The organism is Rhodanobacter sp. ANJX3 (genome assembly GCF_014200755.1).
Lineage (GTDB): Bacteria > Pseudomonadota > Gammaproteobacteria > Xanthomonadales > Rhodanobacteraceae > Rhodanobacter.
Genome location: NZ_JACHCM010000002.1, coordinates 278,392 through 292,681 on the forward strand (window position 1 = coordinate 278,392; position 14,290 = coordinate 292,681).

15 protein-coding genes are annotated in these 14,290 nt (G+C 63.0%); 13 read left to right on the forward strand and 2 right to left on the reverse strand.

Going from position 1 to position 14,290, the window contains the following annotated elements:
• The first annotated feature begins 130 nt into the window (after positions 1–130).
• The 7 genes from HDE76_RS05915 to HDE76_RS05945 all read left to right on the forward strand — a co-directional run bounded on the left by HDE76_RS05915 (position 131) and on the right by HDE76_RS05945 (position 6,478).
• Positions 131–643, forward strand: coding sequence for a Slp family lipoprotein (locus HDE76_RS05915; RefSeq protein ID WP_184505987.1), 513 nt, complete (start codon positions 131–133; stop codon positions 641–643).
• Positions 644–706: 63 nt separating this feature from the next.
• On the forward strand, positions 707–1,615 hold the full coding sequence (locus HDE76_RS05920) for a cation diffusion facilitator family transporter (RefSeq protein WP_184505989.1): 909 nt from the start codon (positions 707–709) through the stop codon (positions 1,613–1,615).
• Positions 1,616–1,734: 119 nt separating this feature from the next.
• A complete protein-coding gene (locus HDE76_RS05925) occupies positions 1,735–2,481 on the forward strand; it encodes an SGNH/GDSL hydrolase family protein (protein WP_179480166.1) in 747 nt (248 codons plus the stop codon).
• Positions 2,482–2,635: 154 nt separating this feature from the next.
• Positions 2,636–3,634, forward strand: a complete 999-nt coding sequence (locus HDE76_RS05930) for a sulfate ABC transporter substrate-binding protein (protein WP_179480164.1) — start codon at positions 2,636–2,638, stop codon at positions 3,632–3,634.
• Positions 3,635–3,640: 6 nt separating this feature from the next.
• Positions 3,641–4,465, forward strand: coding sequence for a sulfate ABC transporter permease subunit CysT (gene cysT, locus HDE76_RS05935; RefSeq protein ID WP_179480163.1), 825 nt, complete (start codon positions 3,641–3,643; stop codon positions 4,463–4,465).
• Positions 4,462–5,349, forward strand: a complete 888-nt coding sequence (cysW, locus tag HDE76_RS05940) for a sulfate ABC transporter permease subunit CysW (protein ID WP_179480161.1) — start codon at positions 4,462–4,464, stop codon at positions 5,347–5,349. The genes cysT and cysW overlap by 4 nt, the downstream gene beginning before the upstream one ends.
• Before the next feature lie 7 nt (positions 5,350–5,356).
• Positions 5,357–6,478: a TOBE-like domain-containing protein gene (locus HDE76_RS05945; RefSeq protein ID WP_179480159.1), complete on the forward strand. Its 1,122-nt coding sequence runs from the start codon at positions 5,357–5,359 to the stop codon at positions 6,476–6,478.
• A gap of 18 nt (positions 6,479–6,496) precedes the next feature.
• Here HDE76_RS05945 and HDE76_RS05950 read toward each other — a convergent pair whose 3' ends face one another.
• Positions 6,497–6,889, reverse strand: a complete 393-nt coding sequence (locus HDE76_RS05950; RefSeq protein WP_184505991.1) for a VOC family protein — start codon at positions 6,887–6,889, stop codon at positions 6,497–6,499.
• Positions 6,886–7,263, reverse strand: a complete 378-nt coding sequence (locus HDE76_RS05955; RefSeq protein WP_184505993.1) for a DUF6194 family protein — start codon at positions 7,261–7,263, stop codon at positions 6,886–6,888. Before HDE76_RS05955 ends, HDE76_RS05950 begins: the two co-directional genes overlap by 4 nt.
• Before the next feature lie 213 nt (positions 7,264–7,476).
• Here HDE76_RS05955 and HDE76_RS05960 point away from each other — a divergent pair, with 213 nt between their 5' ends.
• From HDE76_RS05960 to HDE76_RS05985, 6 genes are all read left to right on the forward strand, one after another.
• Positions 7,477–8,088 (forward strand): GNAT family N-acetyltransferase, encoded by a 612-nt coding sequence (locus tag HDE76_RS05960; protein WP_184505995.1) that lies wholly within the window; start codon positions 7,477–7,479, stop codon positions 8,086–8,088.
• Positions 8,089–8,228: 140 nt separating this feature from the next.
• On the forward strand, positions 8,229–11,690 hold the full coding sequence (mfd, locus tag HDE76_RS05965; protein ID WP_184505997.1) for a transcription-repair coupling factor: 3,462 nt from the start codon (positions 8,229–8,231) through the stop codon (positions 11,688–11,690).
• Positions 11,691–11,950: 260 nt separating this feature from the next.
• Positions 11,951–12,376 carry a hypothetical protein gene (locus tag HDE76_RS05970; protein ID WP_184505999.1) on the forward strand — a complete coding sequence of 142 codons (426 nt, stop codon included), beginning with the start codon at positions 11,951–11,953 and terminating at the stop codon, positions 12,374–12,376.
• 376 nt (positions 12,377–12,752) lie between these two features.
• A complete protein-coding gene (locus tag HDE76_RS05975; RefSeq protein ID WP_184506001.1) occupies positions 12,753–13,043 on the forward strand; it encodes a hypothetical protein in 291 nt (96 codons plus the stop codon).
• Between the two features lie 88 nt (positions 13,044–13,131).
• Positions 13,132–13,506 carry a VOC family protein gene (locus tag HDE76_RS05980; RefSeq protein ID WP_184506003.1) on the forward strand — a complete coding sequence of 125 codons (375 nt, stop codon included), beginning with the start codon at positions 13,132–13,134 and terminating at the stop codon, positions 13,504–13,506.
• 58 nt (positions 13,507–13,564) lie between these two features.
• Complete coding sequence (locus HDE76_RS05985; RefSeq protein ID WP_184506005.1) at positions 13,565–13,960, forward strand: hypothetical protein; 396 nt, start codon at positions 13,565–13,567, stop codon at positions 13,958–13,960.
• Positions 13,961–14,290 lie beyond the last annotated feature (330 nt).

Consider the following 14,290-nt stretch of genomic DNA (forward strand, 5'->3'; position numbering starts at 1 on the left):
TTCACTGCGCGGCCGGCGATATACGCTCTTGCCACGCATCTTGTTGTAGCGTCGTCGGTACGACGGTTCGACGCGGTCGCGTCGACGCACGAACCGTTCGGACCTTCCCTCATCCCCGCCGGAGTTCAGCATGCGCCGCAATACTTTCCGCTTCAGTCGATGGCTTGCTCCCCTCGCCGTTCTCGCGCTGGCCGCGTGCGCGCCGGCACCGATCTACAAGCCGGTGCCGGGCGCCGTGATCGTGACCCCCATGCAGGTGTCGCAAACGCCCGAGCGCTACACCAGCGGCGACGTGATCTGGGGCGGCCGCATCGTGCAGGTCACCAATTTGTCGGACCACAGCGAGGTCGAAGTGCTGGCCTATCCGCTGGACAGCTCGCAGCGCCCCAAGGCAAACGACAGCGGCAACGGCCGCTTCATCGTGGCGATGCCCGGTTACGTGGAACCGCTGGACTACCCGAGCGTCTCGCTGATCACGGTCAGCGGCAAGCTCAACGGCAGCCGCGCCGGCAAGGTCGGCGAAGCGAACTACGTATTCCCGCTGGTCAGCGCTACGCAGTCGCACGTATGGACCCGCAAGGAGCTGGAGCAGGGTCGCAACAACGTCAGCTTCGGCCTGGGCGTGGGTGTCGGCATCCATTGATGATGAGCAACGCAACGGAGTGCCGGCGCAGCCGCCGCCCCTTCTTCGAACAAGGACTCTCGCATGTCGGGTAACGCCAATTCGCTGAAAGCGATTTTTCTGGCCTTGGGCGCCAACTTCGCGATCTTCGTGAGCAAGTTGGTCGCCGCGTTCGTCACCGGCTCCGGCGCGATGATGGCCGAAGCGGTGCACTCGCTCGCCGACTGCGGCAACCAGGGCCTGCTTCTGTTGGGCATGCGCCAGGCCAAGCGGCCGGCCTCGTCGGAATATCCGCTGGGCTGGGGCCGCGCGCTGTACTTCTGGTCGTTTCTGGTGGCGATCCTGCTGTTCTCCGTGGGCGGCATGTTTTCGGTGTACGAGGGCGTGCACAAGCTGACGAATCCCGAGCCGCTGAAATGGCCGTGGCTGGCGCTGGGCGTGCTGGTGTTCGGCATCGTCGCCGAAAGCATCTCGATGCGCGGCTGCCTGGCCGAAGTGAACAAGGCGCGCGGCGATCGCAGCCTGTGGCGCTGGTTCCGCGAAACGCGTTCGAGCGAGCTGCTGGTGATCTTCGGCGAGGATCTGGCCGCCCTGCTCGGCCTGTGTTTCGCCGCGGTGTCCATCGGCGCCACCATGCTCACCGGCAACATGATGTACGACGCCATCGGCACGGTGGCGATCGGCGTGCTGCTGGTGGTGGTCGCGATTCTGCTGGCGATCGAGGTGAAAGCCCTGCTGATCGGCCAGGGCGTGGAGCCGCAGCGCCGGGCCGAACTGATGGCGTTTCTCCAAGCGCGTCACGAAGTATCCCAGGTGCTGAACCTGATCACCCTGCAAATGGGCCCGGACGTGATGGTCGCGGTCAAGGCGCTGATGGCGCCGACCGCCGATGCGCGCGGTTTGATCGAGGCGATCAACACGGTCGAGCGCGCCATGAAAACCCAGTTCGACGACGTGCGCTGGAGCTTCTTCGAGCCGGATTTCACGGATTAAGATCCGATCATCGGATCAGTCAAAAATATGGTCACTTCGACACATAACGCGCAGGCGAACAGGACAGTTCGAGTAAAGATCTTATTTACAGCGAGCTATCGGCCGATGGAGCAACTGCGATGAAAAAGTATCTGGTCTTGCTAGCCGCGATCGCGTGTAACGCCGCAACTTTCGCGCAGACCACGGCGTCGTTGCCGCAGGCGGTGACACAAAAATTTCAGGCCGATGAAAAGTTGCTCGCCGACTGGCCACAACTTGGCTACTACCAAAAGCAAAACGCCGGTGTCGCTCCACGCAAACAGGGCGAAACACGAGTCGTCTTTATGGGCGATTCGATCACTGATCTGTGGGGCCACAGCGCAGACGTATTTTTCCCCGGCAAGCCGTATATAAATCGCGGTATCGGCGGCCAAACAACATCGCAAATGCTGCTACGTTTTCGACAAGACGTTATCGACCTCCATCCGCGCGTCGTCGTCCTACTCGGTGGCGTCAACGACCTCGCCACCACGCCGGAACCCGCAGCACTCACCACGATCGAAGGCAATCTCAGCTCCATGGCCGAACTGGCAAGGGCCAACGGTATCAAAGTGGTCATGAGTTCACTGACGCCTGTCAGCAATTTTTTGATTCCAACTCAGACAACGGCGCACCCGCCACAAAAAATTCTAGAACTCAATGAGTGGATCAAGTCTTACGCACGGAAACAACATTTCATCTATGCGGACTATTACTCCGCCCTGCTTGACGCAAACCATTCGATGAAGAGGAGTCTCTCCTTCGACGGCCTGCACCCGAACGCCGCAGGCTACGCGGTGATGACGCCGCTGGCGCAGCGCGCCATCGATCAGGCGCTGGCCCAGTAGTACGGGGCATACGCGCCATATGGCATCGCCCATGAAACTTTCTTCAGCCATCGGGCATAACGATCGGGTATAAACAAATGGCATTTGGCCATTTTGTGGCGGACGGCGCGCTGGCTACGCTGACCCGTCCATCCGCCTAAGGGAGACACGGACCATGAAAAAGCTGGGAATGCTGTTGGCCATGCTGGGCACACTGTCGGCGGCGACTGCGCAGGCGAAAGACGTGACGCTGTTGAACGTGTCCTACGATCCCACGCGCGAGCTGTACCGAGATATCAACACCGCGTTCGCGGCGCAGTGGAAGGCCCAGCACGGCGACGACGTGACCGTACAGATGTCGCACGGCGGCTCGGGCAAGCAGGCGCGCTCGGTGGTCGACGGATTGCCGGCCGATATCGTCACGCTGGCGCTGGCCTACGACATCGATGCGATCGCCGATCATGGATTGCTCGCGAAGAATTGGCAGACCCGCCTGCCCGACAACGCGTCGCCCTACACCTCGACCATCGTCTTCTTGGTGCGCAAGGGCAATCCCAAGGGCATCAAGGACTGGGCCGATCTGATCAAGCCCGGCGTGCAGGTCATCACGCCAAACCCGAAAACCTCTGGCGGTGCGCGCTGGAATTTTCTGGCAGCCTGGGGCTACGCGCTCAAACAGCCCGGTGGCAACGAGGCCAAGGCGAAGGCCTATGTGCAGGCGCTGTACCAGCATGTGCCGGTGCTTGATGCGGGCGCGCGAGGCGCCACCAACACCTTCGCGCAACGCGGCGTGGGCGACGTGCTGGTGGCCTGGGAAAGCGAGGCGCTGCTGGCACAGCAGCAGATGGGTAAAGGCACGTTCGACATCGTGGTGCCGTCGATCAGCATACTGGCCGAGCCGCCGGTCGCCGTGGTCGACAGCAACGTCGACACGCACGGCACGCGCGCCGTGGCCGAGGCTTACGTGAAGTTTCTCTATTCGCCACAGGCGCAGACCATCGAAGCCAAGAGCTTCTATCGCCCGCGCCTGCCCGCCGTATCGGCGCAGTTCGCCGCGCAGTTTCCCAAGGTCAACACCTTCACCATCAACGAGCTGTTCGGCGACTGGCGCCAGGCGCAGGCGAAATTCTTCGCCGACGGCGCGATCTTCGACCAGATCGGCCCCGGGCACTGACCACGCATGCGTCGGCGCATCCTGCCCGGTTTCGGGCTCAGTCTGGGTTATGCGCTGGCGTATCTGGGCCTGATCGTGCTGCTGCCGCTGGCGGCGCTGGCGTGGAAGGCTTCCGGTATCGGCCTGCACGGTTTGATCCGCCTGCTCAGTTCGCCGCGTACCTTCGCCGCGCTCAAGCTGAGCTTTGTCGGCGCGACGTTCGCCGCCGTGGTCAACGCCTTCGTCGGTCTGCTGGTCGCCTGGGTGCTGGTGCGCTACCGCTTTCCCGGGCGACGACTTTTCGATGCGCTGGTCGACCTGCCGTTTGCCCTGCCCACCGCGGTCGCCGGCATCGCGCTGACCGCGCTTTACGCACCCAACGGCTGGCTCGGGCAGTGGCTGGTGCCGCACGGTATCCAGATTGCCTATGCACCGCCGGGCGTGATCCTGGCGATGGTGTTCGTCGGCTTTCCTTTCGTGGTGCGCACGCTGCAGCCGGTGCTGGAATCGCTCGATCGCGATGTGGAAGAGGCCGCCGAGAGTCTCGGCGCGTCGCATCCGCAAACCTTTTTCCGGGTGATCCTGCCGATGCTGTTTCCTACGCTGCTGACCGGCTTTGCGCTGGCGCTGGCCCGCGCCGTGGGCGAATACGGTTCGGTGATCTTCATCGCCGGCAACATCCCGATGCGCTCGGAGATCGCCCCACTGCTGATCGTGGAGAAGCTGGAGGAATTCGACTACGCCGGCGCGGCCGCGCTCGGCATGGTGATGCTGATCGCCTCGTTCGTGCTGCTGATCGTCATCTCGCTGCTGCAACGATGGAGCCGGCGCTGGGCGGAGCACACGCGATGACGGCCTCTTCGACCACGTCAGCGACAGGCATTCGGCACAGGCGCGCGCCACACTGGCCACGCAAGATCGGGCGTTCGCTGCTGATCCTGGCGGCGGTGATCTTTCTTGCCGTGTTTCTGGTGCTGCCGCTGAGCGTGGTGTTCGTCGAGGCGTTTCGTCAAGGCATGCACGCGTATCTTTCGACCATCAAACAACCGGAAGCGCTGTCTGCGATCCGACTGACCCTGCTGGTCGCGGTGATCGCCGTACCGCTGAATATCGTGTTCGGCATCGCCGCGGCATGGGCGATGGCACGCTTCGAATTTCGCGGCAAGGCGCTGCTGGGTGCCTTCATCGATTTGCCGTTTTCGATCTCGCCGGTGATTTCCGGCCTGGTTTACGTGCTGCTGTTCGGCGCTCAGGGCTGGTTCGGACCGTGGCTGCAGGCGCACCACGTCAAGATCATTTTTGCCGTGCCGGGGCTGGTGCTGGCCACCATTTTCATCACCCTGCCCTTTATCGCGCGCGAACTGATTCCGCTGATGCAGGCGCAGGGCAGCGACGAGGAGGAAGCCGCGCGCGTGCTCGGCGCGGGCGGCTGGCAGATGTTTTTCCGCGTCACGTTGCCCAATATCCGCTGGGCGCTGCTGTACGGCGTGCTGTTGTGCAACGCCCGCGCGATGGGCGAGTTCGGCGCCGTGTCCGTCGTGTCGGGGCATATCCGCGGGCTCACCACCACCATGCCGCTGGAGGTGGAGATGCGCTACAACGAGTACGACTATGTCGGCGCCTTCGCCGTGGCCTCGCTGCTGGCGCTGCTGGCCCTGCTGACGCTGGCGATCAAGACACTGCTGGAATGGCGCTACGGCGACGAGATTGCCGCGCATGCGCCAGGTGGACACTGAGACAACCATGACTCTCGAACTTTCCCATCTGAGCCGCCGCTTCACTGACTTCGCCGCGCTGGACGACGTCAGCCTGTCGATCGCGCCGGGCGAGTTCCTGGCGCTGCTCGGGCCGTCCGGTTCGGGCAAGACCACGCTGCTGCGCATCCTGGCGGGGCTCGATTACCCCGATAGCGGCAGCGTCGATCTGGACGGCCAAAACTTTCTGGCCGCACCGGCGCGCGAACGAAAAATCGGCCTGGTCTTTCAGCATTACGCGCTGTTCCGTCACCTTACCGTGGCCGAAAATGTGGCTTTCGGTTTGCGCGTGCGCAAGCGCAGGCTGCGGCCGTCCAAAAAAGCGATCGCCGAGCGCGTCGAGCAACTGCTCCAGCGCGTTCAGCTCGATGGCTTTGGCCATCGCTATCCGACCCAGCTCTCCGGCGGCCAGCGCCAGCGCGTCGCACTGGCGCGCGCGCTCGCGGTGGAGCCTAGCCTGCTGCTGCTCGACGAACCCTTCGGCGCACTCGACGCGCAGGTTCGCCTCACCCTTCGCCGCTGGCTGCGCGAACTGCATGAGGACCTCGAGCTCACCACCATTTTCGTTACCCACGATCAGGAGGAAGCGCTGGAGCTGGCCGACCGCGTCGCCGTGATGAACCGCGGCCGCATCGAGCAGGTCGGCACGCCCGAGGCGATCTATCAGCAGCCGGCCACGCCCTTCGTATGCGAGTTCATCGGCAAGGTCAACAAGCTGCCGCTCACGCTCAGCGGCGGCCGGCTCGGCATGGGCGAATGGCTCCTCGATGGCGAGCCGTGGAACGGCGAGCATGCCCACGCCGTCGCCTACGTGCGGCCCGAGCATCTGGCGCTTGATGTACCGGAAACCCAGCCCGCCTGGAGCGCTCGACTGCGTCACGTCTACCTGGCCGGCAGCGTGGCGCATCTGGAGCTTTATGTGCCCTCGCTGGACCACACGCTGGAGGCCGACATCGCCGGCGAAGACGTCGCCAAGCTCGGCCTGCAACCCGGCGCACAGCTGCGCGTGGCCCCACGCAGCGCCGTGGTATTCGCCATGGATAAGTCCGGCGAAGACGCCGCCGTGCAGGGCCGCTGGGTGTGGCAGGCGAAGAACGCGCCGCACGCGTAGCGCGCCAGCTGGCGCAGGCTACTTTTTCAGCTGCAGCAGATCCCAGCCGTTGCCGTACAGATCCTCGAACACGGCCACGGTGCCGTAGGCTTCGTGCCGCGGCTCTTCGCGAAAGTGCACGCCTTCGGCGCGCATGCGCTGCCAGTCGCGCTCAAAGTCATCGGTATGCAGCAGCAGGAACACGCGGCCGCCGGTCTGGTTGCCGACGCGCGAGACCTGCTCGTCGCCCTTGGCCTTGGCCAGCAGCAGTCGCGTTTCGGTCGAGCCCGGCGGCGCCAGCAGCACCCAGCGCTTGCCGTGGCACATGTCGGTGTCTTCGACCAGATCGAAACCCAGCGCGCGGGTGTACCAGGCGATCGCTTCGTCGTAATCGTCGACCAGCAGCGCGAGTGCGCCGAGATGTTGTGTCATGACTTGGTTGCCTTGTCAGTTGGCAGCAGAGCGAGCTCCGCCTGTACTTTTTTGGTGAGCCTGGCGCGCACGAGTAGGTAGGCGTCGCGGATAAGGTCCTGCAGCTCGGTCGTAGCGAACCGCGACGGCTCGATGATGGAGATCCAGCCCGCGCGCGCCAGGTAAGGGGCGGGCATGATACCCGGCTGATCGGTCAGCTCCAGAAAGCGCGCGTCGTCTACCTTGCAGGAAAGCCGGCCGCCGTCGCTGCCGTCGGCCGGCGTCATCGCAAACATCTTGCCGCCGACGCTGAGCACGAGCTTGGTCTCCCATTTGATATCGCGCGTCACGCCCGGCCAATGGCCGCAAAACGCTTCCAGCTGCCGCGCGCTCATCCCCATCGTTCTGCGCATTGGACTCGGTGCCTTCGTCATAAGAGCCGTCGATAAGCACATTGTGGCGTGGAGCGCCGCGATGATGCCGATGATCGGCTACGGCGGCCCCCGCGCCATTCGCCGCCACGCTGGACGATCGGCGCTGCAATGAGAACGGCGTTCCAAAGCCCTCCCATTCATGTTGCGTCGCACCAAATACGCTAGAGTACGGATATGCTGCCGCTACCTGCCATCGACTTTTCCCTGCCGCCCGACGAAGCCTCGCTGCGCCCGCCCGCGCGCGAACGCTTTGCGCCGCGCCTGGTGCCGGAGACCTCCGGCGAGCTGGTGTCCATCCAGGACGGCCGCAAGCTGCACCTGCGCAGTATCCGGCCCAACGATATCGAAGCCCTGCAGCGCTGCTTTCTGCGGCTGTCGCCCGAAGACGTGCGCCGCCGCTTTCTGCACGCCATGTCCGAGCTGCCCACGCCGATGGCGCAGCGCCTGTGCCAGATCGACCCGAGCATCGAGACCGCGCTGGTGCTGGTGGACGAGACCGTGGTGCCCGGCGAAATCCGCGGTGTCGGCCGTATCTATGTCGACGAAGCGGCCGACAGCGCCGAGTTCTCCGTGCTGGTGGAAAAAGACTGGACCCGGCTCGGCCTCGGCGCCCTGCTGATGCAGCGGCTGGTCGACGACTGCCGCCGCCGCGGCCTCGCCGAAATCTGGGGCTACGTGCTGCTGGAAAACCGGCCGATGCTCGATCTGTGCAAGGCGCTGGGTTTCGTCCGTCGCCGGATGGACAACGAGCCGGGCGTGGCGCAGATCGTACTGCGCCTGATCTAGAAAGCGCCCGCTCTGCGGCGTTTACCCGCATCCGTCCACCGCGACTCAGCCATCTGCCATCGGCACGTTACACTTGTCCGCTTACCCGAGGCGACCTGCCGGTCGCGTCCCGAACAAGTGGTTTACGTGCCGACGCCGATATGCCCGTTTTGATCCCGCATCCTCCCCTTCCCACCACGCCCAAGCAGCGCCGTTACTGGTCGCCGCCGCACGGCTCGGCGCGCGCGCTGCTGATCGCCGAGTCGGCGCGCGAACATCCGGGCCTGCTGGTGGCCGTGACGCGCGACACCCAGCGTGCGCATGCGCTGGAGGCCGAGCTGAAACTCTTTGCCGGCGGCCTGCCGGTGCTGCACTTCCCCGATTGGGAAACGCTGCCGTACGACGCGTTCAGCCCGCATCCGGAGGTGGTCTCGCAGCGCATCGCCACGCTGTACCAGCTGCCCAGCGTGAAGCGCGGCGTGCTGGTGGTGCCGGTAGCCACGCTGATGCAGCGCATCGCGCCGCGTGCCCACATCACCGGCGCCGGGCTGATGCTGAGCAAGGGCCAGAAGCTCGACATCATCGCCGAGCAGCGGCGGCTGGAGGCCTCCGGCTATCGCAACGTGCCGCAGGTGGCCGAGCCCGGCGACTTCGCCGTACGCGGCGCGCTGATCGACATTTTCCCGATGGGCAGCAACGAGCCGTACCGCATCGAGCTGTTCGACGACGAGGTGGAATCGATCCGCAGCTTCGATCCGGAAACCCAGCGCTCGCAGCAGCAGGTGGAAAAGATCGAGCTGTTGCCGGCGCGCGAGTTTCCGCTCACCGACGCGGCCGCCAAGGATTTCCGCAACAACCTGCGCGAACGCTTCCCGATCGACGTGCGCCGCTGCCCGCTGTACCAGGACATGAAGGAAGGCGTGACGCCCGGCGGCATCGAGTACTACCTGCCGCTGTTCTTCAAACAAACCGCCACCCTGTTCGACTATCTCGCCGACGATGCGCTGTTCGTGCTGGGCGAAGGCGTCGGCGAGGCGGCCGATCAGTTCTGGGCGCAGACCGGCGAGCGCTACGACCAGCGCGCGCACGACATCGAACGGCCGGTGCTGCCGCCGGCGGAAATCTACCTGCCGCCCGACGCGCTGCGCGAGCAGCTCAACAAGCGCCTGCGCGTGGAAGTGGTCGCGGCCGATCACGAGCACGCCGTGAACACCGGCACGCAGCCGGCGCCGGACGTACCGCTCAACCGCAAGGGCGAAGAGCCCGGCACCTCGCTGCAGCACTTCATGCAGAGCTACAAGGGCCGCGTGCTGATCGCCGCCGACTCGGCCGGCCGGCGCGAGGCGCTGATCGAAACGCTCGCTACTGCGGGCATGAAGCCGTCGAACACCGACAGCTGGTCGAGCTTTCTCAACGACGCCAGCGAGGCGCGCTTCGGCATCGTCATCGCCGGCATGGAACAAGGCTTCGCGCTCAACAAGCCGGCGCTCACCGTGCTCACCGAGCGCGAGCTCTACGGCGAGCGCGTGCGCAGCGAGCGCGACCGCAAACGACGACGCGGCACCGCGCGCGATCCGGAAAGCATCATCCGCGATCTCACCGAGCTCACCCTCGGTGCGCCGATCGTGCACGTCGATCACGGCGTCGGCCGCTATCAGGGCCTGGTGTCGATGGACGTCGGCGGCATGGACGGCGAGTTCCTCACCATCGAATACGCCAAGGGCGACAAGCTGTATGTGCCGGTGGCGCAGCTCGGCTTGGTCAGCCGCTACTCGGGCACTGCGCCCGAGCTGGCACCGCTGCATTCGCTCGGCGGCGACGCGTGGGAGCGCGCGCGCAAGAAGGCCGCGGAAAAGGTTCGCGACGTGGCCGCCGAACTATTGGCGATCTACGCGCAGCGGCAGGCGCGCGGCGGCGAATCGCTGCCGATCGATCGGCAGTTGGTCGAGGAATTCGGCGCCAGCTTTCCGTTCGAGGAAACGCCCGATCAGGAAACCGCGATCGAATCCGTGCTCAACGATCTGGCCGCGCCGCGCGCGATGGATCGCGTGATCTGCGGCGACGTCGGTTTCGGCAAGACCGAGGTCGCCCTGCGCGCCGCCTTCGCCACCGCCACCGCCGGCAAGCAGGTCGCCGTGCTGGTACCGACCACGCTGCTGGCGCAGCAGCACTACCGCAACTTCGCCGACCGCTTCGCCGACTGGCCGGTGCGCGTCGACGTGCTGTCGCGCTTCCGCTCGAGCAAGGAAGTGAACGAGGCGCTGAAGCGTCTGGCCGATGGCCAGATCGACGTGATCGTCGGCACGCACAAGCTGCTGCAGCCGGACATCAAGTTCAAAAATCTCGGCTTGGTGATCGTCGACGAGGAACAGCGCTTCGGCGTGCGCCAGAAGGAGCAGTTGAAAAAACTGCGCGCCGAAGTCGACCTGCTCACCATGACCGCCACGCCGATTCCGCGCACCCTGAACATGGCGATGGCCGGGCTGCGCGATCTGTCGTTGATCGCCACGCCGCCGGCCCACCGCACCGCCGTGCGCACCTTCATCGCGGCGTGGGATCCGGCCACCATCCGCGAAGCGCTGCAGCGCGAGCTGTCGCGCGGCGGCCAGGTGTACTTTCTGCACAACGAGGTCGAAAGCATCGAGCGCACCGTGCGCGAACTCGAAGAGCTGGTGCCCGAGGCGCGTATCCGTATCGCCCACGGCCAGATGCCGGAGCGCGAGCTGGAAGGCGTGATGGCGGACTTTCACCGCCAGCGTTTCAACGTGCTGGTGTGCACCACCATCATCGAAACCGGCATCGACATTCCCACCGCCAACACCATCATCATCAATCGCGCCGATCGCTTCGGCCTAGCGCAGCTGCATCAGCTGCGCGGTCGCGTCGGCCGTTCGCACCATCGCGCCTACGCCTATCTCGTGGTGCCCGACCGCAAGTCGATCACCGCCGATGCGCAGAAGCGACTCGAAGCGCTGGCCTCGCTGGAAGAACTCGGCGCCGGCTTCACCCTGGCCACGCACGATCTGGAAATCCGTGGCGCGGGCGAACTGCTGGGCGACGAGCAGTCCGGCCAGATCCAGGAAATCGGTTTCGGCCTGTACACCGAGCTGCTCGATCGCGCCGTGCGCGCGCTGAAGTCCGGCAAGGTGCCCGACTTCGATCTCAGCAGCGAACACGAAACCGAAGTCGAACTGCACCTGCCCGCGCTGATCCCCGACGATTACCTGCCCGACGTGCACGCGCGGCTGACCCTGTACAAGCGCATCGCCAGCGCGCGCAGCGAGGAGGAACTGCGCGACCTGCAGGTGGAAATGATCGATCGCTTCGGCCTGCTGCCCGACCCGACCAAGCAGCTGTTCGCCGTCGCCACGATCAAACTGATGGCCACCCCACTCGGCATCCGCAAGCTCGACTTCGGCGCCAACGGCGGCCGCATCGTGTTCCGCGAAAACCCCGAGGTCGACCCGCTGACCATCATCAAGCTGATCCAGCGCCTGCCCCGCGTGTACAAACTCGACGGCCAGGACAAATTGAAAATTACGCTGGATCTACCCGGCGCCACCGAACGCATCCGCAGCGCGCAGGAAGTGCTGGTGGTGCTCGGCGCCCGCCCGCCGCGCTAGGCCTCAACGATCGAGCGGACTGAGCACGCCGTGGCCGCCGCGATTGAGCACATGCGTAAGATCTGTGCCGCACACGGATGTGCCAATGCCGCGGGCGCATGGGTGGCCGCTATCTCTTCACCAGAGTCTTGCCGTGTGCAATCCTAACCATTCGTCCAAGGCGGGCGGCTTCGCCGTCGCTTAACTCCGGCGTTAGGGCTCATCAGACAATGACTGTCACAGAACTTACGCGTCCTAAAAGACTTTGGGTCGCGGCGATCATGAATATTCTCGTTGCGGCTATCAGCGTTGCAGCTGTAGCGTTTCTTCTGCTCAGCTCAAATCCAAATATACCCGAGAGCATCAGGCCAGGGCTCTCAACAACGTTGCTTGCCCTTGGCACAGCCGGTCTCCTCATCCTCGCTTCTGTACTTGCATTGTTCCGGGTTCAATTCGCTCGCTGGCTCATGTTGGCTGCCGCTTTGATATTTTTTGGCATCCTTGGCTTCCAAAGCTTGACTCTTCTCGTTTCATCTGGTGCATCATTGCCGGCCGAGGCGGCACCCAAGCTTTGGGCCAATGTCATACGCAATACTTTGGGAATTGCTATCAACGCGTGGGCGCTCCTTAGTGCAAAAACTGGCGTGTTCTTTCTGGGCGGTCGCCCTAACCAGTCGTTCAAGGCGGACGGCTCCGCCGCCGCTTAACTCCAGCGTTAGACATCGACAGGGAGAGTTCTATGACATCGTTCCAGTGGTTTTGCCTTGCATTGAGAGTTATCGGCGCTTGGAACTTCGTTCTGGGTCTTGAGCACTTCCTTGCAGCCTTCAATGTCATGCACGGCTACTACACACCCGCGTATACCCAGCCATTCGGCTTTTTCCTACAAGGCTGTCTACACATCGCTGTGGGATTGGTACTAATACGCTTTTCGCCCTTCTTGGCTGTATTCGGGTATCCAAATCCTTCGTCTTCGACACCAACACAGAGTTCGGACGCCGCCGATGTCTAACAATTTGCTCGAGGCGGACGGCTTCGCCACCGCTTAACCCCAGCGTTAGGCCCGTCGGTATGGGGATATCCATGATCATCAAGAAAAGCATTACGTCTACCGTCCTTTTGGTTGCATCCTTCAGCGTCAAGGCGGCGGAGGTTGGGGCGCAGGCTCAGGATGCAGCAAGTCAAACAGGCGCATCAGCGATTTGGATTCTTGCGAACCTCAGCTATGCCGGCATGCGTGCTCAAAACAGCCATAGCGCCGGCTGGCGAATTTTGTCGTTCCTATTCGGCTTTCCTGGCACATTTCTGAGCTACCTTGTTGTGGTCGAAGGCAGCGAGCGCGCTTATGGCGTAGATATTCCGAGGAGAAAATAATTGTGGCGGTCGAAGCCTAACAATTCGTTCAAGGCGGACGGCGCCGCCGCCGCTTAACTCCAGCGTTAGGCCGTAAGCAGGCACTCTTGTGAACCTCAACCAGATAACACTCCCGGTCATTGACTTCGATCGCGCGGTGGATTTCTACCGAGACATGGGCTTTACGCTCATTGTCCACTCGCCGCACCGCTATGCACGCTTTGAGTGCCCGGATGGAGACGCCACTTTTTCGTTACACGCGGCTGATCATCCCGCAAGTGGCTTAGTTGTGTACTTTGAGTGCGCTGATCTAGATGCTCGCGTTCAAAGCTTGGTCGCTGCTGGGTTCACTTTTACCCAGCTCCCCACTGATGAGCGCTGGCTTTGGCGGGAGGCGCGCCTCAATGACCCGTCTGGCAATGTACTCTGCCTATTCTGGGCCGGTGACAATCGCAAGAATCCTCCTTGGCGGGTTACGGCCTAACAATTCATTCAAGCCGAAGCCGCTTCGCAGCTCGGCTTAACTCAGGCGTTAGAGCGCAATGAAAATAACTCTCGTACTTGTAGCTTTCATCTTTTTAGCAAGTAATGCAGTCGCAGCAGATTCATTCGCTACAAGAGTGCATGAAGCCAAGGTCGTAGAGGCGTCATCCTCCGGAAAGGCCTATCAGCCCTTGCTATGGCAACAGGTAGGAAGTTATACGGCTACCGTCATGCGGCGATGCTTCCCCGATGGCACCAGACCTGACGTCACGACATTTACATTAGTCGCCGACATTTTGCCAAGCCGTGCTCTTTCGCGCGTGGAAGTACGGCCAAAAACAAAAATGTCTGCATGTTTTGCGAGTGGCTTCGAGCGCGCTGCATTTCCGGCGTTGCCAGAAAGCTTTGGTAACCGCATCATGCCGATCGAAATTGACATGACGGTTAAGCAATAACGCATGCGCTCTAACAATTCGTTCAAGGCGGACGGCTACGCCGCCGCTTAACTCCAGCGTTAGGCTCCTATGCGAAAAGTTCTTACAAGCAATGGTTTTCTACTCACTTTAGCCGTAGCCGCCATTGCGTTCGGCTTAGGTTGCAGCATCTTGGTACACGACTTCACTTGGCTTGCGCGTTCAGGGGCCATCCTCGTCGGCATAAGTATCGCGTTTCTGTCTCGATCCAGCCTCATGGGGCAAGATCCAAAGCCAAATATCATTTTGGCAAATGGTTTTAACCAGCTGGATCCGCAAGGCTACATTCAGAGCAACCGGCCCATTCCTCCT

Coding starts and splice junctions, on each gene's coding strand:
- HDE76_RS05930 (WP_179480164.1), top strand. CDS start 2,636: ATGAAAAAGCTGGGAATGCTGTTGGCCATGCTGGGCACACTGTCGGCG.
- HDE76_RS05920 (WP_184505989.1), top strand. CDS start 707: ATGTCGGGTAACGCCAATTCGCTGAAAGCGATTTTTCTGGCCTTGGGC.
- HDE76_RS05960 (WP_184505995.1), top strand. CDS start 7,477: ATGCTGCCGCTACCTGCCATCGACTTTTCCCTGCCGCCCGACGAAGCC.
- cysT (WP_179480163.1), top strand. CDS start 3,641: ATGCGTCGGCGCATCCTGCCCGGTTTCGGGCTCAGTCTGGGTTATGCG.
- mfd (WP_184505997.1), top strand. CDS start 8,229: ATGCCCGTTTTGATCCCGCATCCTCCCCTTCCCACCACGCCCAAGCAG.
- HDE76_RS05975 (WP_184506001.1), top strand. CDS start 12,753: ATGATCATCAAGAAAAGCATTACGTCTACCGTCCTTTTGGTTGCATCC.
- HDE76_RS05950 (WP_184505991.1), bottom strand. CDS start 6,889: ATGACACAACATCTCGGCGCACTCGCGCTGCTGGTCGACGATTACGAC.
- HDE76_RS05970 (WP_184505999.1), top strand. CDS start 11,951: ATGAATATTCTCGTTGCGGCTATCAGCGTTGCAGCTGTAGCGTTTCTT.
- HDE76_RS05945 (WP_179480159.1), top strand. CDS start 5,357: ATGACTCTCGAACTTTCCCATCTGAGCCGCCGCTTCACTGACTTCGCC.
- HDE76_RS05915 (WP_184505987.1), top strand. CDS start 131: ATGCGCCGCAATACTTTCCGCTTCAGTCGATGGCTTGCTCCCCTCGCC.
- cysW (WP_179480161.1), top strand. CDS start 4,462: ATGACGGCCTCTTCGACCACGTCAGCGACAGGCATTCGGCACAGGCGC.
- HDE76_RS05985 (WP_184506005.1), top strand. CDS start 13,565: ATGAAAATAACTCTCGTACTTGTAGCTTTCATCTTTTTAGCAAGTAAT.
- HDE76_RS05925 (WP_179480166.1), top strand. CDS start 1,735: ATGAAAAAGTATCTGGTCTTGCTAGCCGCGATCGCGTGTAACGCCGCA.
- HDE76_RS05955 (WP_184505993.1), bottom strand. CDS start 7,263: ATGAGCGCGCGGCAGCTGGAAGCGTTTTGCGGCCATTGGCCGGGCGTG.